This is a genomic window from Streptomyces sp. RGM 3693 (assembly GCF_050471125.1).
Taxonomy (GTDB): domain Bacteria; phylum Actinomycetota; class Actinomycetes; order Streptomycetales; family Streptomycetaceae; genus Streptomyces.
The window spans coordinates 1,705,091-1,723,881 of record NZ_JBMPPQ010000003.1 but is presented as its reverse complement, the minus strand read 5'-3'; the positions used below and the strand labels follow the sequence as shown (position 1 = coordinate 1,723,881).

Below are 18,791 nucleotides of genomic sequence, written 5' to 3'. Positions count from 1 at the left end.
GGGCCGCGCGACGGGGTTATCGGTCCGGTTGGGCCGGTGACCTGCGTCGCCACGGCCGGGAAGGTGTTGACCTCGCCAAGGGACACCGTTAGCTTCGCTATGCGGATTGTTGATTCCGTCACGCGGAAATGCCCGGGTCGGCGACGGCGTCGGGCACAAGCACCGGGAGGGTACCGAAATGGGGCAGCAGGAGATCGTGGCGACGAGCCTCGCGGACACCGTACGCGAGGGCATCGGAGCCGCTCTCGCCGAGGTGGACGCCGACCTGGCGCGGCGCTACCCGGGCGACCCCGGGACCCGCCAGCCGATCCACACGGTCTACGTCCCCGGCGACGCCTTCACCGCCGACACCATCCGCTCCTGGGGTGACCAGGCGCTGGCCATGCTCGACCAGCACGCCCCCGACGCCGGTGCGCTCGCCGCGGTCCTCGGCATCTCCGACGACCTCGCCGGCCCGGTCCACGACCGGGTCCGCGCCAAGCTGGAGCGCGAGCCCATCGAGGACCTGCGGATCGACTTCGAGGACGGCTACGGCCTCCGGTCCGACGCCGAGGAGGACGAGGCCGCCGCCCGCGCCGCCGCGCTGGTCGCCGCCGCCTACCAGAACGGCACCGCCGCCCCCTACATGGGCATCCGGATGAAGTGCATGGAAGCCGCCGTCCGCGACCGCGGCATCCGCACCCTGGACATCTTCCTCACCGGCCTCATGGAGTCCGGCGGCCTGCCCGACGGCCTCGTCCTCACCCTCCCCAAGGTGACCTACGCCGAGCAGGTCACCGCCATGGTCCGGCTGCTGGAGGCGTTCGAGAAGGCCCGTGGTCTCACGCCCGGCCGGATCGGCTTCGAGATCCAGATCGAGACCACCCAGTCCATCCTGGGCGCCGACGGCCGCGCCACCGTCGCCCGCATGATCGACGCCGCCGAGGGCCGCGCCACCTCCCTCCACTACGGCACCTTCGACTACAGCGCCTCCTGCGGCGTCAGCGCCGCCTACCAGGCCAGCGACCACCCCGCCGCCGACCACGCCAAGGCCGTCATGCAGGTCGCCGCCGCCGGCACCGGCGTCCGGGTCTCCGACGGCTCCACCAACGTGCTGCCGGTCGGCCCCACCGCCCAGGTCCACGACGCCTGGAAGCTGCACCACGGCCTCACCCGCCGCGCCCTGGCCCGCGCCTACTACCAGGGCTGGGACATGCACCCGGGCCACCTCCCGACCCGCTACGCCGCCGTCTACGCCTTCTACCGCGAGGGCCTGGAGAAGGCCGCCGCCCGGCTCGCCGCCTACGTCGCCAAGACCGGCGGTGACGTCATGGACGAGCCCGCCACCGCCAAGGCCCTCAGCGGCTACCTGCTCCGCGGCCTCGACTGCGGCGCCGTCGACCCCGACGAGGTCGCCCGCCTCACCGGCCTGACCCGCGCCGACCTCGACGGTCTGGCCGGCCGCCCGACCAAGTCGGCCTGAACGGACGCCGGTTGACCAGGTGCGGGGCGGCCGACCCATCGGCCGCCCCGCACTGACCGTCGCCACCCGGCCCCTGGCGCCGGGAGTCCGGGAGGTCGCGACGCGAGCCGCCACGCCGGGGCAGCAGCGGGGTCCGCCCGGCGCGCTCCACCTTGTTCTCCCAGGCAACGAAGGACCCCAACAGGGCGGCGCCCGCGGCCAGTTCACCCGACGGGGCGGCTACCCGGTCCCGCTCGGAGCCGGACGCCAACGCGTGCACCACACCGAACGGGCCGCCGCCCAGTAGGGCCTTCTCTGGGGGCCAGCCCGGTGTGGTGTGACGTTGCGGGGGGGCAGTGAGTTGATCTTCTGATGAAGCCCGGGCCGATCTCGAAGCCGCCCGAGCGGTCAACGGGGATCTGACCAGAGCTCTCAACCAGTGCGGTTGAAATGTCCTGCAGACATCGATTCGTTCGTACGACCTGCATGACGGACGAGGCCATGAACGCCGACAATCAGCGCCCAAAACAGGAGAGGAAACGCGGCGACGCGCTCCATACCTCCCATGCCGAGACCGAGATAGTGGCGTGAGAGGAACAGTCCGAAAGCCGTGACCGCTGTGATTCCCAGCAGGCTGGTGCCCCACCGCAGTTGGGCCGGAACCCGTTCTGCCAGGCCGAATCCCGCCATGACAAGACCGATGTTGCCCGCTGCCATGACGAGAAGGGCGCCCAAGGCGTGCTGGTTCTCGTTGACGTCCGCAGGAGCCAGCCCGGCCAACACGAATCCCACGCCGGCACCGGCCAGCAGGAGCCGGGCCACGGCAGCGGCTGGGCCGCTGCGCCACAGGACACCGCCAGTCAGGGCGGCACCAACAACGAGCAGCACTCCCAGGGTGATGAACGAAACATTCATCAGGCCGTGCTCAGGGGAGCAGATATACCGCGGTTCAGGCTCTGTCTGCAGCGCACAATGAGCGTTACCCAAATCGCTGATGTTGTTCCGCGCCCAGCTGTACGGTCTCGCCCAAGCCGACTCGGCAATCCCGTGCACCACGAAGAACTGCACCACGCCCACGATCCATGCCGAGTACCCAATCCGGACTTTCAACTGTCCACCTCCCGTGACGTGAATCCCGTGCGGGACAGCCGATCACGCGGCGCCGGACTCAGGCACTCCGACAAGCCCCCAGGAACGGGGTGGGGCAGACCCTACGTTGGCCGGGGCGCAGGAGTTCTCGGAGCGAAGCTCAGGACCCCACCCAAGGAGTCCCGTCACAAGTAGCGCCACATGTGTTGCACACGACATGGTCGGTCTCACCGGCGCTGAGCTGCGAAAAGCATTCTCCGCTCGCCTCGCGCCCCCCGGTTGCCCGCAGAGAATTCGGCGCACCGCCCGGATCCAGCCGCCTGGCCAGTACGCCGGTACCGACCACCGCACCGTAGAGCCCCAGGGCCCGGGCCCGTTGGCGATCCCGCGGGAACGTGACGTGGATCAGGGCGAGGGCCTGGGGGAGCGACACCGCGGGGCTGCCGACCCCAGCGGGCTGACGGGCCGTCAGTCTTCGGCCGGGCGGATCTCCCCCGAGCCGCGCGGGATCAACCGGGTGGGGATCTCCAGCCGCTGCGGGGGCTCGTCGACGCCGTCGAGGCGGCGGAAGAGCAGACCGGCGGCGGTGCGGCCGAGGTGGGCGGAGTCCTGGGCGACGACGGTGATGGCGGGGTGGACGAGATCGGCGAGTTCGAAGTCGTCGAAGCCGATCAGGGCGACCGGGCGCGGGTGGCCGCGCAGCACCCGGACGGCGGTGACGGTGACCCGGTTGTTGCCCGCGAAGAGGGCGGTGACCGGTTCCGGGGCGGCCAACATGGCCGTGGCCGCGGCGCGGACCCGGTCGGGGGCGGTGGAACCGAGGGAGACCCAGGAGTCGTCGACCGGCAGACCGGCCCCGGCCATCGCGGTGCGGTAGCCGCGCAGCCGCTCCTTGGCGGTGTGGATGCGCGGCTGGTCGCCGATGAAGCCGATCCGGCGGTGGCCGTGCGCGATGAGGTGGGCGACCGCGGCCTGGGCGCCGCCGAAGTTGTCGGAGAGGACCACATCGGCGTCGATCCGACCGGCCGGGCGGTCCACGAAGACGGTCGCGATCCCGGCGGCTATCTCCGGCGCCAGATAGCGGTGGTCGTCGCCGGCCGGGATGACGACCAGCCCGTCCACCCGGCGGGCGCACAGCGCCAGCACCAATTCCTGTTCGCGGGCCGGGTCCTCGGCGCTGGAGCCGTTGATCAGCAGGGCGCCGTGGCTGCGCGCGACCTCCTCGACGGCGCGGCTGAGCGGACCGTAGAAGGGATCGGCGAGGTCTTCCAGGACCAGGCCGATGCTGGCCGTCCGGCCCTTGCGCAGGATCCGGGCGGAGTCGTTGCGGCGGAAGCCGAGCGCGGTGATGGCTTCCTGGACGCGGCGTTCGGTGTCCGGGGTGACGCCCGGCTCGCCGTTGACCACCCGGGAGACGGTCTTCAGGCCGACGCCGGCGCGCGCCGCGACATCCTTCATCGTGGGGCGGGTGCCGTAGCGATGGGAGGTACCGCGGGCGGTCTCGGTCACGTGTGCGGTCCTGTCTGCCGGGGGACGGATGCGGTGTCGGGTACGCCACCGGGCGGGGCGCACCGACGCGCCGCTGTGTGGCGACGAGCATAGCCCCTAGACAACGTTGTCAATAGCCGGAAGACTGGCGTTCTCACGCCGGGCCGGCACCCCGGCCCCCGGGCCCACCAGGAGAATTCGACACCGATGCAGACGGACCTCAGCGCAGCGCTGGACATCGGCGGAACCAAGATCGCCGGCGCTCTGGTGGACGGGTGCGGCAGACTCGTCGCCCGGGCCGCCCGGCCGACCCCCGCGGACCAGGACGGGGCCACCGTGATGCGCGCGGTGGCCGAGGTCGTCCGGGAACTGGCCGCCGGACCGGACTGGGCGCGGGTGGCCGCCGTCGGCATCGGCAGCGCCGGGCCGGTGGACGCCGCGGCCGGCACCGTCAGTCCGGTGAACATCCCCGGCTGGCGCGACTTCCCGCTGGTCGCCGGGGTGCGGGAGCTGATCGGCGCGCGTCCGGTGACGCTGGTCGGCGACGGGGTGGCGATGACCGCCGCCGAGCACTGGCAGGGTGCCGCACGGGGCCACGACAACGCGCTGTGCATGGTGGTCTCCACCGGGGTCGGCGGCGGGCTGGTCCTCAACGGGCAGCTGCATCCTGGCCCTTCGGGCAACGCCGGCCACATCGGCCACATCAGCGTCGACCTCGATGGTGACCCGTGTCCGTGCGGGGGGCGCGGCTGCGTGGAGCGGATCGCCAGCGGCCCCAACATCGCTCGCCGTGCACTGGCCAACGGCTGGCAGCCGGGCCCTGACGGGGACGCCAGTGCCGCCGCGGTCGCCGCCGCGGCGCACGCCGGTGACCCCGTCGCGGTGCGCTCCTTCGAGCGGGCCGGACAGGCGCTGGCCGCCGGCATCGCCGCCACCGCCACCCTCGTCGAGATCGACATAGCGGTCATCGGTGGCGGCGTCGCGGGCGCCGGAGATGTTCTGTTCACCCCGTTGCGCGCCGCTCTCCAGGATTACGCGACCCTGTCCTTCGTGTCCGAACTGGCCGTGGTCCCCGCCCAGATGGGTACGGACGCCGGCGTCGTGGGCGCCGCCGCGGCCGCCGCGCAACAGTCCCGTCTCGATACGTTCGCCCCTGCCCGATAGGGGCCCCGGTCGCACCCCTCCGCCCCGTAGTCTGGTGCCGGCCGCCTGAAGGGTTGCGGCGCAGCGCCCCGGCGTTCAGACGGCCGGGCCGCTGTGGCACGGAGACGCGTAGCGAGGGGATCGCACGGTGACATCGGGGGAGCGCGAGCAGCGCGGGGCGGACGGAACCGGTGCGGCGAACGGTGCGAACGGCCCCGGGCCGGCGGACGGTGCGCCGGGCGGCGCGGGCGGTGGTGCACCGCGGGCCGCCTCCCGCAGCGGCCCGCAGCGCGGCGTCGACGACGACCTGACCGGGCGGGTGCTCGGCGGCCGCTACCGCGTCACCGGCCGGCTCGGCCGGGGCGGCATGGGCGTGGTCTGCCGGGCCGAGGACCAGGTGCTGGGCCGCGAGGTCGCGCTGAAGGTCCTACGGGCCTACACGGACGCCTCCGCCCCCGAACTCGCCGACCTGCGGACCCGGATGCAGCGCGAGGCGCGGGCCGCGGCCCGGATCCGGCACTCCGGCGTGGTGACCGTCCACGACGTCATCGAGGAGGCCGGGCGCCCGGTCATCGTCATGGAGCTGGTGGACGGGCCGTCGCTGGACGACGCCATCGGCGCGCACGGCCCGTTGGATCCGCGGGAGATCGCCCGGATCGGGGCCGCCGTCATGGACGCGCTGGACGCCGCCCACGAGGTCGGGGTGCTGCACCGCGACGTCAAGCCCGGCAACGTCCTGTTGGAGCGCGCGGGACGGTCCCCGGACCGGGCCGGCTCCGAGGGCGGCCGGGTGGTGCTCACCGACTTCGGCATCGCCAGCATCGAGGCCCCCGGGGACGGCGCCACCACCAACATCACCCGCAGCGGCGAACTGGTCGGCTCGCTCGACTACCTCCCGCCCGAGCGCGCCCAGGGCCTGGACCCCACCCCCGCCTCGGACATCTGGTCGCTGGGCATGACGCTGTACGCGGCGGCCGAGGGCGGCGCCGCGCCGTTCCGCCGCACGTCGGTGTACTCGACGCTGACCGCGATCGTCACCGAACCCCTGCCCGAACCACGCCGAGCCGGGCCCCTGACGCCCGTCCTGTACGCCTTGATGGCCAAGAACCCGGCCGACCGCCCGTCCGCGGCCCAGGCCCGCAGCATGCTCCGGGCGGTCGCGGAGGGCCGCGACCCTGGCGTGACGCCGCCCGCCCCGCCGCCGGTCCCACAGCCCGGCTCGCCGTACGCGCCCACCGCCACGGACGTGACGGCGGGCGCGGGGCCGCTGCCCGGTCCCGCGGGCGCCGGGGTGGCGCCGGCCGGTTGGCTCGGCGGCCCGGGCGCCCAGGGTGGCGCAGTGCCGCAGCCGCCCGGCCCGAACGCGCCCTACGGGCGGCCGGTCCACGACCCGTCGGCGACGGTGGCCGGTTCCTCGGCGGGCGTCACCGGCCCGCACCCGTACCCGGGCGCCCCCGACGGCGACACCGCGCGGCTGCCAGCCCGTCGGCGCCGGCGGGTGCTGCTGGCGGCGGCGGCCGTCCTGGCCGTGTTGGCCGGCGGCGGTGGCCTCACCTATGCGCTGGTCGGCGGCGGCTCCGGCGACCGGGGCACCGCCGGCGACCGGCAGGCGGCGGCACCGGCCACCACACCGGGGGCGAGCCAGCCGAGCGTCTCCAACGGCAAGGGCAGCGCGGGCGACGACAAGGCCACCAGCCCGTCGCCGGCCGGCTCGGTGACCCCCTCGGGGGACCCCTCCGCGTCCGGGAGCCCCAAGCCCGGTGTGCCGGGCGGCGGTCCGGGCGGCCAGACCGGCGGTGCGGCCACGGGCGGAAACCAGGGCGGCACGGACGGCGGCGGCACCGCGGGCGGGGCCCACGGCGGCACCTCCGGTGGTACGCACGGCGGCACGACCACCGGCGGATCCGGTTCCGCCGCCGGCGGTGCCAGTGGTGGAAGTGGTGGCAGCGGCGGGGGCCCCACCCAGGGGCCGTCCTGCGCGGACGCCGGTGGCGGCAAGGCCAACTGCGACGTGTGGCGCACCGCGACCTCGTACACCGCGTCCTTCCAACAGGTCGGCCACCTCAACGCGGGTACCAACTACTTCTACTGCCAGGCCAAGCTGGGCCGTCGCGAGACGTACGGGAAGTGGACCAACGTGTGGTGGGCCAAGACCGATGACGACAGCGGCAATTCCGGTGTCTACGTCAGCGTCGTGTACCTCACCGGCGGGGAGAACGACCAGCCGGTGCCGGGGCTGCGGGTCTGCTGAACCGCGGCGCGCCCGCCCGGCGCCAGGCACCCATGGGACTCCGGCATATGCGACGTACCGCCCCGTCGCAGGCTGCCCCGAGGCCGTGCGTGGGTGGGGGTTTCGGTGCTGGAGGGGCGGGGGAGCGCTTGATTGCCGGGGCATCGCGGCGGGGGAGGCGGACCGGCATCCTCCGTGCGGTGGGTTCCTCAAGCATGTTCCCGGCGCCGCGCGCGGCCCGTGGTCCCGAGCGTTTCCGTGGCAGGGTGTTGCGGGCAACTCACCTGGGTCTAGGGAAGAGGGGAAACCGTGATCGTCTGGCTGAACGGCACGTTCGGTGCGGGCAAGACCACTGTGGCTCATGAAGTGCTCGACCTGCTTCCCGGAAGCACGCTCTACGACCCGGAACTCCTCGGCGGCGGGCTGCGGTTGATGCTGCCGGCCAAGCGGTTCGAAGAGGTCGACGACTACCAGGACCTGCCGTCCTGGCGACGGATGGTCGTGGACACCGCGGCCGCCCTGCTCACCGAGGTGCCGGGCCCGCTGGTGACGCCGATGACGCTGCTGCGCCAGGAGTACCGCGACGAGATCTTCGGCTCCTTGGCGGCCCGCCGGATACCCGTCCGACATGTCCTCCTCCATGCGGAGGAAACGATCCTGCGCGAGCGCATAGCCCACCGCGAGGACACCCCCGACGGCCTCGAGGGCAACGCCTCCGTACGCCGCTGGTGCCTGGAGCACCTGGGGCCCTACGCGCAGGCCCTGGACTGGCTCAAGAACGATGCGCACGTCGTGGACACCACAGCCCTGACGCCCCGCCAGACCGCCGAGCGGGTCGTCGAGGCGGTCCGCACCGGCGCCGGCGCCTGCGACATCGTGCAGACCCCCGAGCCCACCGCGGAGACCCTCGCCGCCGGGGTGCTGCTCTTCGACGACCAGGACCGCGTACTGCTGGTCGATCCGACGTACAAGCCAGGCTGGGAGTTCCCCGGCGGCATCGTCGAACCAGGCGAGGCACCCGCCCAGGCCGGCGTACGCGAGGTCGCCGAGGAACTGGGCATCCAACTCCCGCACGCCCTACGGCTGTTGGTCCTGGACTGGGAAGCGCCCAAGCCCCCCGGCTACGGCGGTCTGCGGCTGCTCTTCGACGGCGGCACGCTCACCGACGACACCATCCGGGAACTGCTGCTGCCCGGTTCCGAACTCCGTGCCTGGCGCTTCGTCACCGAGTCCGAAGCGGAGTCCATGCTCCCACCGGTCCGCTGGAACCGCCTCCGATGGGCCCTACGGGCCCGCGAGCGGGGGTGCCCGCTGCATCTGGAGGCCGGCGTTCCTTTGCCGTAACCGGTCCGCGGCGCTTGGCTGGCTTCCCACGTTTTTGGCTTTCCCGCCGTGGGGGTTCTTGTTGTTTCGCCTGCGGCGTTGTTACGCCTCGCCTGGCGGCGTGGGGTGTTGTCCGCTGCGCGGGGCTGTTGGGTGCGGTGTCGGGGCTGTGGGGCTGGGGTGTGCCGGACTGCTTCGCTTTACGTCCGGCACACCCCAGCCCCACAGCCCCGCCCCCTCCCGTGGGTGGGTGGGAAGGAGGGTGGGGTGCGAGTGGGTGGGACTGTGCCGGCCCGTGGGTGGGACCGTGTCGGCCGGTGGGTGGGACGGTGTCGGCTCGTGGGTGGGTTGGTGCCGTCCCGTGGGTGGAAGAGGCGCGGGCGCGAAGACGTGCGGGCATGAAGAGGCGCGGGTTCAGAAGAGGCGCGAGCTCAAGGACGTGCGAGCTCAAAGACGTGCGAGCTCAAAGACGTGCGGACTCAAGGACGTGCGGGCTCATGGAGGGAAAGAGACCGGCACCGGACCACTCGCCTTGCCCCCCACTCACCGTCCTTCCTCACCACCACTGGGAGGGGGCGGGTTGGAGGGGTTGGTGTTCAGGACGTAAAGCGCAGCAGTCCTGAACACCAACCCCTCCAACCCGCCCCCGCACCCAACAGCCCCGCGCAGCGGACCACAGCCCACGCCGCAGGCGAAACGGCGCCGCACCCGGCAACGTACGAGGCGGCCCCGCGCAGCGGCAACGTACGGCGGCCCCGCGCCGTCAGGCGCAACGGCGGGAAAGCCAAAAACGTGGGAAGCCAGCCAAGCGCAGCGAAACCGTGGGGATCAACGCCGCTCCGCGGCGAACCGCTGGAGGAACAGGGCCTCGGCCAGTGAGAGCCGTTCCAGTTCCTCGGGGGACACGCTTTCGTTGACGGCGTGGATCTGGGCCTCCGGTTCGCTGAGGCCGATCAGCAGGATCTCCGCGTCGGGGTAGAGCCTGGCCAGGGTGTTGCACAGCGGGATGGAGCCGCCCAGGCCGGAGGTCTGCATCTCCTGCCCGTCGTACGCCTCGCGCAGCGCCGCCGCCATCGAGGCGTACGCGGGGCTGCTGGTGTCCGCGCGGAACGGCTGGCCCTGGCCGACCTGTTCGACGGCGACCCGTGCGCCCCAGGGGGCGGCGCCTTCCAGGTGTGCGGTGAGCAGCTTGGTGGCGTCGACGGCGTCGGTGCCCGGGGGGATCCGCAGGCTCACCAGGGCGCGGGCCGAGGCGTGCACGGAGGGGGTGGCGCCGACCACCGGCGGGCAGTCGATGCCCAGGACGGTCACGGCGGGCCGGGACCAGAGCCGGTCGGCGATCGTGCCCGTGCCGATGAGGCCGACGCCGTCCAGGACCTTGGCGTCCTTGCGGAAGTCCGTCTCCGGGTACTGCAGGCCCTCCCAGGTGGCGTCCGCGGCCAGTCCGCGGACGGTCGTCGCACCGTCCTCGGCGCGCAGCGAGTCCAGGATCCGGATCAGTGCGGCCAGCGCGTCCGGGGCCGCGCCGCCGAACTGGCCGGAGTGCAGGTTGCCCTCCAGGGTGTCGACCTGGACCTGCACCATGGTCATGCCGCGCAGCGTCGCGGTGACCGTCGGCAGCCCGGCCCGGAAGTTGCCGGAGTCGCCGATGACGATGACGTCGGCGGTCAGCAGTTCCGGGTGCGCCTCGGCGTACCGCTCCAGGCCGCCGGTGCCCTGTTCTTCCGAACCCTCCGCGATCACCTTGATGTTGACCGGGACGCCGCCGTGCTCCTTGAGCGCCCGCAGCGCGGTCAGGTGCATGATCATGCCGCCCTTGCAGTCCGCGGCGCCGCGCCCGTACCAGCGGCCGTCGCGTTCGGTCAGCTCGAACGGCGGGGAGACCCAGGCGTCCTCGTCCAACGGCGGCTGGACGTCGTAGTGCGCGTACAGCAGGACGGTCGGCGCGTCGGCCGGGCCGGGGAGGTAGCCGTAGACGGACTGGGTGCCGTCCGGGGTGTCCAGCAGTGCCACGTCCTGGAAGCCTTCGGCCCGCAGCGCGTCCGCGATCCAGCGGGCCGCGTCCTCGCTCTCGCTCTTGGGGAACTGCGCGTAGTCCGCGACGGACTTGAAGGCCACCAACTCGGCGAGTTCGGTCCTGGCCCGCGTTTGGAGGGCGGCGACGGTCTGGGCGAGCGGGCTGTCGGGCATGGAACGCTCCTTGTGGGCGCGGCGTTGGCTACGTGGGGCACGTACGGCGAGGTGGGCCGGGCGGGCCCGGACGTACGGGTGGGCGTGCCCTCGATCTTCCCACAGGCGGTCCGCCCGGCCGCGGCCCGTAGGATGCGGGCGGTACGCGCAGCCAGGCATCGGACGGGAGCGGAAGCACAGGTGAGCAGCGAGCAGGCAGCCGAGGACAACCAGCAGGTGTGGGACGTCGTGGTGGTGGGCGCGGGGCCCGCGGGCGCCTCGGCGGCACACGCCGCGGCGTGTGCGGGACGCCGGGTGCTGCTCCTGGAGAAGGCCGAACTCCCCCGCTACAAGACCTGCGGCGGTGGCATCATCGGGCCGTCCCGGGACTCCCTACCGCCCGGCTTCGAACTGCCGCTGCGCGACCGGGTGCACGCGGTTACGTTCTCGCTCAACGGCCGGTTGAACCGCACCCGGCGCTCCAAGCACATGCTCTTCGGGTTGATCAACCGTCCCGAGTTCGACGCCGCACTGGTGGAGTCCGCCAAGGACGCCGGTGCCCGGGTCCGTACCGGTGTCACCGTCACGCGGGTGGAGCAGCACGGCGCCAACGTCCCCGACCGGCGGACCGTCGCGGTGGTGCTGGGTGACGGCGAGGTGGTGCTGGCCCGCGCGGTGGTCGGCGCGGACGGCAGCGCGAGCCGGATAGGCGCACACGTCGGAGTCAAGATCGACCAGGTGGACCTCGGTCTGGAGGCCGAGATCCCGGTGCCGGAGACGGTCGCCGAGGACTGGGCCGGCCGGGTGCTGCTCGACTGGGGCCCGATGCCCGGCAGTTACGGCTGGGTGTTCCCCAAGGGGGACACCCTCACCGTCGGGGTGATCTCGGCCCGCGGCGAGGGCGCGGCCACCAAGCGCTATCTGGAGGACTTCATCGGACGGCTCGGCCTGGCCGGTTTCGAGCCGCAGATCTCCTCCGGGCACCTGACCCGCTGCCGCGCCGACGACTCCCCGCTCTCCCGCGGTCGGGTGCTGGTCTGCGGTGACGCGGCGGGCCTGTTGGAGCCCTGGACCCGCGAGGGGATCTCCTTCGCGCTCCGCTCCGGGCGGCTGGCGGGGGAGTGGGCGGTGCGGATCTCCGAGGCGCACGACGCGGTCGACGCCCGGCGCCAGGCCCTGAACTACGCCTTCGCCATCAAGGCCGGGCTGGGGGTGGAGATGGGTGTCGGCCGTCGCATGCTGGCCCTCTTCGCGCGCCGCCCGGGGATGTTCCACGCCGCGCTGACCGGATTCCGGCCCGCGTGGCGGGCGTTCGCGAAGATCACCCGCGGCACCTCCACGCTTGCCGACCTGGTCCGCACGCACCCGCTCGCCCGACGTGCGCTGGAGGCCCTGGACCGGGCGGAGACGTCCCAGGAGGCCGCGCCCGTCGCCCGGTCGGCGGAGGTCAGCGACCCGGAGCCGGCGGCCGAACGGCGGTGACGAGCCAGGCGGCGCCGCGCAGCCGGACCGCGCCGCCGTCCTCGTAGGGGCGCAGCGCCTCGGCGAGTGCCGTCCGGGCGCGCTCCCGGTGGTCCGGGGCGGCCCCCTCCAGCAGATGGCGGCCGGGGCCGGAGCCGAGCAGGAAGGCGGACGCGTCGCCGGCGTCCCGGCCCCAGACGCCGTCCGCCGTCACCGGCGTCACGGTGGCCTCCCGGAATCCGGCGGTGCAGAGCACCTCCTGGACGCGGTCCGGGTCGGCGAGCGAGAACATTCCGGGTGCACCGGGGGCGCCGAAGCCGTCCAGTGACAGGTACGGGCGGAGCGCCGCCAGGGCCTGGAACCACTCGCTGCGGTCGGCCGGTGCGCCGCAGACGAACGCCAGTCGGCCGCCGGGGCGCAGTGCCCGGCCGATGTTGGTGAAGGCGGCGACCGGGTCGGCGAAGAACATCACGCCGTAGCGGCTGATCGCGACGTCGAAGCCGCCCGTCGGGAAGGCGTGGACCTGGGCGTCGCCCTGTGCGAAGGCGGTGTTGGTCAGTCCCTCGCGGGCCGCGGAGGCGCGGGCGCGGGCCAGCATCGGTGCGGAGAGGTCCACGCCCTGTGCGTGCCCTTCGGTGGCTCGGCGGGCGGCGAGCCGGGTCGTGGCGCCGGCGCCACAGCCGATGTCCAGGACGCGGTCGGCCCGGCCGATCGCCGCGGCCGTGAGCAGCGGCTCGTTGAACCCGCCGTTCACCGCGTCCCAGCGGTCCTGGTGGTCGGCCCAGTGGGTCCCCTCGTAGCCGTTCCAGGCGCGGGCCTGTTCGGCGTTGGGGGTGTCGGGGAGTGCGGGGCCGGTGGGGTGTGCCATGCGGTGCCTCCTACTGGGTGCGGGGCTTGTCGGGCGTGGGTGTGGGGGTGGGCGTCGGCGGCAGGCGGACAGCCCGGTGGAACGGACAGCCCGGCGGAACGGGCGGCCCGGGCCTAGGATGGGCGGGTGCCCAAACTCTGTGGGCAACAGTATGGGCGCGTGCCCATACTGGCAATCCCTAGCCCGGAGAGGTCTCATGTCACCGCGTGGAGTGGCCATCCCCGATGTCCGCGAACGGCTCTTCGCCGCCGCCGAGCGTCTGCTGGCCCGGGAGGGTCCGGGCGCCCTGACCAGCCGTGCGATCACCGCGGAGGCGGGCTGCTCCAAAGGGCTGCTGCACGCCCACTTCGCCGGCGGACTGGACGAGTTCGTCGCCGAGCTGTGCCTGGACCGGTTCGCCCGCACCGCGCGACAGGCCGCACAGCTCCCGGAACGGGCCGGCCAGGACACCGTGGCCGCGAACCTCGGCACCGTAGCCGGCACTCTGCTGGACTCCGCGGGCCCGGTCATCGCCGGCCTCGCCCTCACCCGCCCCGCCGCCGCCGACCGGATCCGCACCGCGCTCCAGGAAGGTGCGCCGGGCTTCGACGCGATGCAGGACGCGATCACCGACTATCTGGACGCCGAGCAGCGGCTCGGGCGCCTCGCGGACCACACCGACACCGGCGCGGTCGCGCTCGCCCTCGTCGGTACCGTCCACCACCTGCTGATGACCGGACGGGCCGGGGCGCCCGATCCCCGCAGGCAGGCGGAACGGCTGGTGGCGATGCTCGTCGGAACGGCAGGGTAGGGAACGGAAGGGGATGGATCGGGATGGAAGGGGACGGTAGGGAACGGAAGGGTAGGGATCGGAACGGCAGGGGCCGCGGCCGGCGGCCCGGCTGACCCCGGGCGGCCGGAGTAGGGCCTGTCCGGTGGATCGCGGCCGGGTCCGCGGCGTATCCGATCCTGATCCGCGGCGTATCCGACCCTGATCCACTCGTATCCCACCCTGATCCACCGGACAGGCCCTACTCCCCGGGGAGTAGCCGTGACCACCGCGCCCGGCGGACGCCGCCGCGCCCACCGCGGTCTAGCGTTGCGGCATGGACAACGCACGGCCGCCGTGGGCGCGGCGCCACCACGGCGGGGCGGGGGAGTGGTGGGCGGCGGGCCCGACGCCCGGAAGACGGGCCGACGGCCGACTGCCCTGGCGCTCGACGGTGGTGGTGGCCGTGCTGGTCACCGTCGGCAGCAACGCCGCCGCCCACGGCCAGCACGGACGCATTCCGCTCGACCCCCTCGGCCATGCGCTGCTCCTCGCCGGAGCCGTACTGCTGCTCTTCCGGTACCGCTACCCGCGGGCCACCGCCCTCGGCACCGCCGCCTGCTGCGCCGCCTACTTCGCGGCCGGCTACCCCTACGGGCCGGTCTTCGTCACGCTCGCGCTCGGCGCCTTCGCGGCGATCGTCGCCGGGCACCGGGTGGTCGCCTGGTGCGCGGTGGGCGGGGCGTGGCTGGTCCACCTCCTGGTCGCGCACTGGCTCTACCGCTGGCTGCCCCCGCACCTCGGGCCCGCCCCCTGGGGGCAGGAACTCGTCGTCACCGCCTGGGTGGCGGCCGTCGTGGCGGTCTCCGAACTCGCCCGGGCGCGCCGCGAACAGCTGGCCCGGATGCGGGCCGAACGCGCCGCCGCCGAGCGCCGCCGGGCCGACGAGGAGCGGCTCCGGATCGCCCGCGAACTGCACGACGTCCTCGCGCACAGCATCTCGGTCATCAATGTCCAGGCGGGCGTCGGACTGGCGCTGTTGGACTCCGACCCGGAACAGGCGCGCACCGCACTGACCACCATCAAGGCCGCGAGCAAGGAAGCGCTCGGCGAGGTCCGGCAGGTCCTCGACACCCTGCGCACCCCGGGGGACGCCCCGCGCGCCCCGGCCCCGGGCCTGGACCGGCTGCCCGAACTCACCGAACAGGCCGGGGGAGCCGGCCTCGCCGTCGACGTCACGACCGAGGGCGCCCGGGCCACCCTGCCGCCCGGCACCGACCTCGCCGCCTTCCGCATCGTCCAGGAGGCGCTCACCAACATCGTCCGGCACTCGGGCTCGCGCACCGCCCGGGTGCGGCTCCGCTACGCTCCCGGTGCGCTGGAGATCCGGGTCGACGACGACGGACCGGCGACCGCCGGCACCGGCGAGCCGACCGGCGGCGGCAACGGGCTGGCCGGGATGCGGGAACGGGCCGCGGCGCTGGGCGGCACGGTCGAAGCGGGTCCCCGCCCGGACGGCGGTTTCCAGGTCCGGGCGCGCATCCCGCTCACCACCGCGGCCCGCACCGCCATCAAGGAGGAGTCGTGATCCGGGTACTGCTCGCCGACGACCAACTGCTGGTCCGGGCCGGCTTCAAGGCGCTGTTGGACGCCCAGCCCGACATCGAGGTGGTCGGCGAGGCGGCGAATGGACAGGAAGCGCTGACCGCCGTCCGGGCACACCGCCCGGACGCGGTCCTGATGGACATCCGGATGCCGGTGGTCGACGGCCTGGCCGCCACCCGGCGGATCACCGAGGACCCCGCACTGCGCGACGTCAAGGTCGTCATGCTGACCACCTTCGAACTCGACGAGTACGTCTTCGAGGCGATCCGCTCCGGGGCCTCCGGATTCCTGGTCAAGGACACCGAACCGGACGAGCTGCTGCGGGCGGTGCGCGCGGTGGTGGCCGGCGACGCGCTGCTCTCACCGGGGGTGACCCGCCGGCTGATCGCGGAGTTCGCCGCCCGCTCCAAGGAACCGGCGCCGGCCGCCGCACTCGTCGCGCTCACCGACCGGGAACGGGAGGTGATGGCCCTGGTGGGCATCGGGCTCTCCAACGAGGAGATCGCCCGCCGGCTGGTGGTCAGCCCGCTCACCGCCAAGACCCACGTCAGCCGCACCATGGTCAAGCTGGGCGCCCGCGACCGCGCCCAACTGGTCGTCCTGGCCTACGAGTCGGGACTGGTACGCCCGGGCTGGCTGGGGTGAGGCACCGGGCGGCGGCCATTGGGAGGCTCGGGGGACACCCTAGGCGCCCCACCCGTGACCATCGCCCCGTTCTCCGTTCCCCGTTCTCCATCCCCCGTCCCTCGTTCCCGGTCTCTTGCCTCCCGTGACCACTGCCCGTGGCCATTGCCCGTGACTACTGTCCGTGACCACTGCCCACGGGTGCAGCCCAAGAATGCGGGCAGAGCGCAGCCCATGAGTGCAGGCCGGAGCGCAGCCCACGAGTGCTGTCCGCGAGCAACGCTCATGACGAAGCGTCAGGTCGGCGAGGTGGCTGTTCGCATGCCGGTCAGATCGCACCACGCTCCCGCCACAGCGCCGGCAGGGACGGGCCGCCGGTGACCTTCAGGCCGTCCCAGGGGAGGCGGTTCCACAGCGTCAGATACAGCTCCTCGGCCGGGGCCTCGACCGTCCAGTCCGGGGCGGCGTCGGCCGCGTCCGGCGTGGCGTGCCGCACCGTGCGCGGCGGCGCGTCGGGCGTGAGGTGCACCGTCCAGTCCGCGCCGGGGGTGTCGCTGGCGCGCAGCCGCAGCGTGCGGGGCGTCTCCGGGCGGAGCCGACTGCGGTCGCCGGCGTGGAAGCCCGTCAGGAGCTCGTCGACACCGTCGGCGGCGAAGCGGGCCGGCAGGGGTGTAAGCGGGACGCCGGCCGCCTGCTGGGCGTCGGCGCGGTGCACCGACGTCTCGTGGGCCTGTCGGCGCGCCCAGAAGGCGAGCGGGGACGGGGCCGGCAGGAACGTCCACGTCCGCAGGTCCGTCGGTGCCGTGTGGAGTGCCACGACGAGGTGGTGGTGGCCCTCGCGCAGCCAGGGCACCAGTTCGTCGTCGGTCAGCTCCGGGACCTCGGGGGCGGACCCCGGCTGCTCCTTGGGGTCGGTCACGAAGCCCGCCGCCCACCGGTGGACCTTCCCTATGTGCCGCACCAGATCCCGCATCCGCCACTCGGGGCAGGCCGGCACCGGGGCGTCGGGGCCGGCCATTTCGGCGGCGTCCGCGAGCAGCCCGCCGTCCAGCCGCAGGGTTTCGACGAACTCAGTGATCTCCATGCGTCCGAGTGTGCCAGCCGCCACTGACAACGGGCAGCGCCGGGGCGACCGCCGCCCCGGCGCCCCGTGCGGCGGATCCCGCCGACACGTCACCGACCGGTGAGGACTCACCCGTCGCGGAGCGGAACGTGCCGGCGTCCGGGCCCGGTTGGTGTCCCGTCACCTTCCCGGCGTACCTGAATCGGTCGCGGAGCGGTCCACTCCGTTCCGGTGCGCCCCGCGCGTCAGGTACGCGATCAGGGCCGCCACCGCGGCCAGCAGGGCGACCGTGGTCAGTGCTACGGGCAGGCCCCACGCCTCGGCGAGGAAACCGATGGCGGGCGGCCCCAGCAGCATGCCGCCGTAGCCGATCGTGGAGGCCACCGCGACCCCGTTCGGGCCGCCGGCCGCCCCGGCCCGCGCGATGGCGATCGGGAAGATGTTGGCCAGCCCCAGGCCGGCGACCGCGAACCCGACGTAGGCGCCCCACGCGGTCGGCGCGAGCGCCCCGAGCAGCATCCCGGCCGTCGCCGTGGTGCCGCCCGTGACCAGGGCCCGGGCCGGGCCGAACCGCTCGACGATCGCGGTCCCGGAGAGCCGTCCGATGGTCATGGCCAGCGCGAACACCGCGTAGCCGGCGGCCGCGAGCCCCGGCGTGGCGGCCAGGTCCTGGGAGAGGTGCAGTGCCCCCCAGTCGGCGAGCGCGCCCTCGCCGTACGCGGTGCACAGTGCGATCACGCCGAAGACGAGCACGAGCCGGCGGGTCGGGCCGGCTGTGCCGGGGCGTCGTGGTCGGTCCGGGGTCGCCGTGCCGCGTTCCTCGGCCGGTACCGCAGCCCCGGCCCTTGCCTGCTCGCGCAGCAGCACGGTGCCCGCGACGGCCGCCACGACCAGTCCGCACCCCGCCAGTACCGAGAGGTGCGTGGCTGGCGAGAGGTGCCCGGCGACCAGTCCGCCGAGCCCGGCGCCGATCATCCCGCCCAGGCTGAAGGCGGCGTGGAAGCCGGACATCACCGGGCGGCGCAGGGTGGCGATCAGCTCGACGGCGGCGCTGTTCATGGCGACGTTGAGGGAGCCGTACGCGGCGCCGAAGACCAGCAGCACCAGGCCCAGTGCGGTGGCCGAACGGGCGAGTGGGGGGAGCAGGATGCTCAGCGCGAGCGCGGCACCGGAGGCGACGGTCACGGCGTGGCTGCCGAAGCGCCGGCACAGCCGCCCGGTGAGCATCATGAACGCCACCGCGCCGGCCGACACGCCGAGCAGGGCCAGGCCCAGGGCGCCCGCACCGGCGCCGGTCTGCGCCTTGATCGCGGGGATCCGGACGACCCAGCCGGCGAAGAGGAAGCCGTCGACGGCGAAGAACGCGGTGAGCGCGATGCGCAGACGGGTCAGCCGGGGGCCGGCCGGCCCCCGGGAGGTGGTTGCCGTCCCGCTATGCGGCGATATCGAGGTTTTCGAGAGGTCGGTAGGGGTGTGGGCCCGATTGAGCGTCAAGGCCGTGCGTATTTTGTTTAGCGTCGGCACAAAGCCAGAATAGAG

General features: G+C 73.7%; 14 protein-coding genes. 8 read left to right on the top strand and 6 right to left on the bottom strand.

The window, feature by feature from the left end; genetic code table 11:
• Positions 1 to 178: 178 nt before the first annotated feature.
• Positions 179 to 1,462: a DUF6986 family protein gene (locus ACO0M4_RS36105; protein ID WP_430375303.1), complete on the top strand. Its 1,284-nt coding sequence runs from the start codon at positions 179 to 181 to the stop codon at positions 1,460 to 1,462.
• A gap of 411 nt (positions 1,463 to 1,873) precedes the next feature.
• On the opposite strand, the gene ACO0M4_RS36100 is transcribed toward ACO0M4_RS36105, so the two are convergent.
• Together ACO0M4_RS36100 and ACO0M4_RS36095 are read right to left on the bottom strand one after the other, a co-directional pair.
• Positions 1,874 to 2,512: a DUF998 domain-containing protein gene (locus ACO0M4_RS36100; RefSeq protein WP_430375302.1), complete on the bottom strand. Its 639-nt coding sequence runs from the start codon at positions 2,510 to 2,512 to the stop codon at positions 1,874 to 1,876.
• 486 nt (positions 2,513 to 2,998) lie between these two features.
• Positions 2,999 to 4,039, bottom strand: a complete 1,041-nt coding sequence (locus tag ACO0M4_RS36095; RefSeq protein WP_430375301.1) for a LacI family DNA-binding transcriptional regulator — start codon at positions 4,037 to 4,039, stop codon at positions 2,999 to 3,001.
• A gap of 186 nt (positions 4,040 to 4,225) precedes the next feature.
• Here ACO0M4_RS36095 and ACO0M4_RS36090 point away from each other — a divergent pair, with 186 nt between their 5' ends.
• The 3 genes from ACO0M4_RS36090 (at position 4,226) to ACO0M4_RS36080 (ending at position 8,735) form a co-directional block, all read left to right on the top strand.
• Positions 4,226 to 5,182, top strand: a complete 957-nt coding sequence (locus ACO0M4_RS36090) for an ROK family protein (protein ID WP_430375300.1) — start codon at positions 4,226 to 4,228, stop codon at positions 5,180 to 5,182.
• 298 nt (positions 5,183 to 5,480) lie between these two features.
• Positions 5,481 to 7,412, top strand: a complete 1,932-nt coding sequence (locus tag ACO0M4_RS36085) for a protein kinase domain-containing protein (RefSeq protein ID WP_430375375.1) — start codon at positions 5,481 to 5,483, stop codon at positions 7,410 to 7,412.
• A gap of 288 nt (positions 7,413 to 7,700) precedes the next feature.
• On the top strand, positions 7,701 to 8,735 hold the full coding sequence (locus ACO0M4_RS36080) for an NUDIX domain-containing protein (protein ID WP_430375299.1): 1,035 nt from the start codon (positions 7,701 to 7,703) through the stop codon (positions 8,733 to 8,735).
• 807 nt (positions 8,736 to 9,542) lie between these two features.
• On the opposite strand, the gene ACO0M4_RS36075 is transcribed toward ACO0M4_RS36080, so the two are convergent.
• The gene (locus ACO0M4_RS36075) at positions 9,543 to 10,904 is read right to left on the bottom strand and encodes a dipeptidase (protein ID WP_430375298.1); all 1,362 of its coding nucleotides are present in this window, start codon (positions 10,902 to 10,904) and stop codon (positions 9,543 to 9,545) included.
• Positions 10,905 to 11,084: 180 nt separating this feature from the next.
• Between ACO0M4_RS36075 and ACO0M4_RS36070 the strand changes: the two genes are divergently transcribed.
• Positions 11,085 to 12,365, top strand: a complete 1,281-nt coding sequence (locus ACO0M4_RS36070; RefSeq protein ID WP_430375297.1) for a geranylgeranyl reductase family protein — start codon at positions 11,085 to 11,087, stop codon at positions 12,363 to 12,365.
• Here the strand turns inward: ACO0M4_RS36070 and ACO0M4_RS36065 are convergent.
• Positions 12,331 to 13,212 carry a class I SAM-dependent methyltransferase gene (locus ACO0M4_RS36065; RefSeq protein WP_430375296.1) on the bottom strand — a complete coding sequence of 294 codons (882 nt, stop codon included), beginning with the start codon at positions 13,210 to 13,212 and terminating at the stop codon, positions 12,331 to 12,333. The genes ACO0M4_RS36070 and ACO0M4_RS36065 overlap by 35 nt on opposite strands.
• A gap of 196 nt (positions 13,213 to 13,408) precedes the next feature.
• Between ACO0M4_RS36065 and ACO0M4_RS36060 the strand changes: the two genes are divergently transcribed.
• The 3 genes from ACO0M4_RS36060 (at position 13,409) to ACO0M4_RS36050 (ending at position 16,210) form a co-directional block, all read left to right on the top strand.
• Entirely contained in the window at positions 13,409 to 14,002 is a 594-nt protein-coding gene (locus ACO0M4_RS36060; protein WP_430375295.1) for a TetR family transcriptional regulator, read from the top strand.
• A 295-nt stretch (positions 14,003 to 14,297) separates the two neighbouring features.
• A complete protein-coding gene (locus ACO0M4_RS36055) occupies positions 14,298 to 15,548 on the top strand; it encodes a sensor histidine kinase (protein WP_430375294.1) in 1,251 nt (416 codons plus the stop codon).
• Positions 15,545 to 16,210, top strand: a complete 666-nt coding sequence (locus ACO0M4_RS36050; RefSeq protein ID WP_430375292.1) for a response regulator — start codon at positions 15,545 to 15,547, stop codon at positions 16,208 to 16,210. The genes ACO0M4_RS36055 and ACO0M4_RS36050 overlap by 4 nt, the downstream gene beginning before the upstream one ends.
• A gap of 307 nt (positions 16,211 to 16,517) precedes the next feature.
• Here the strand turns inward: ACO0M4_RS36050 and ACO0M4_RS36045 are convergent, their stop codons facing one another.
• Together ACO0M4_RS36045 and ACO0M4_RS36040 are read right to left on the bottom strand one after the other, a co-directional pair.
• The gene (locus ACO0M4_RS36045; RefSeq protein ID WP_430375291.1) at positions 16,518 to 17,273 is read right to left on the bottom strand and encodes a maleylpyruvate isomerase family mycothiol-dependent enzyme; all 756 of its coding nucleotides are present in this window, start codon (positions 17,271 to 17,273) and stop codon (positions 16,518 to 16,520) included.
• A gap of 159 nt (positions 17,274 to 17,432) precedes the next feature.
• Complete coding sequence (locus tag ACO0M4_RS36040; RefSeq protein WP_430375290.1) at positions 17,433 to 18,776, bottom strand: MFS transporter; 1,344 nt, start codon at positions 18,774 to 18,776, stop codon at positions 17,433 to 17,435.
• Positions 18,777 to 18,791 lie beyond the last annotated feature (15 nt).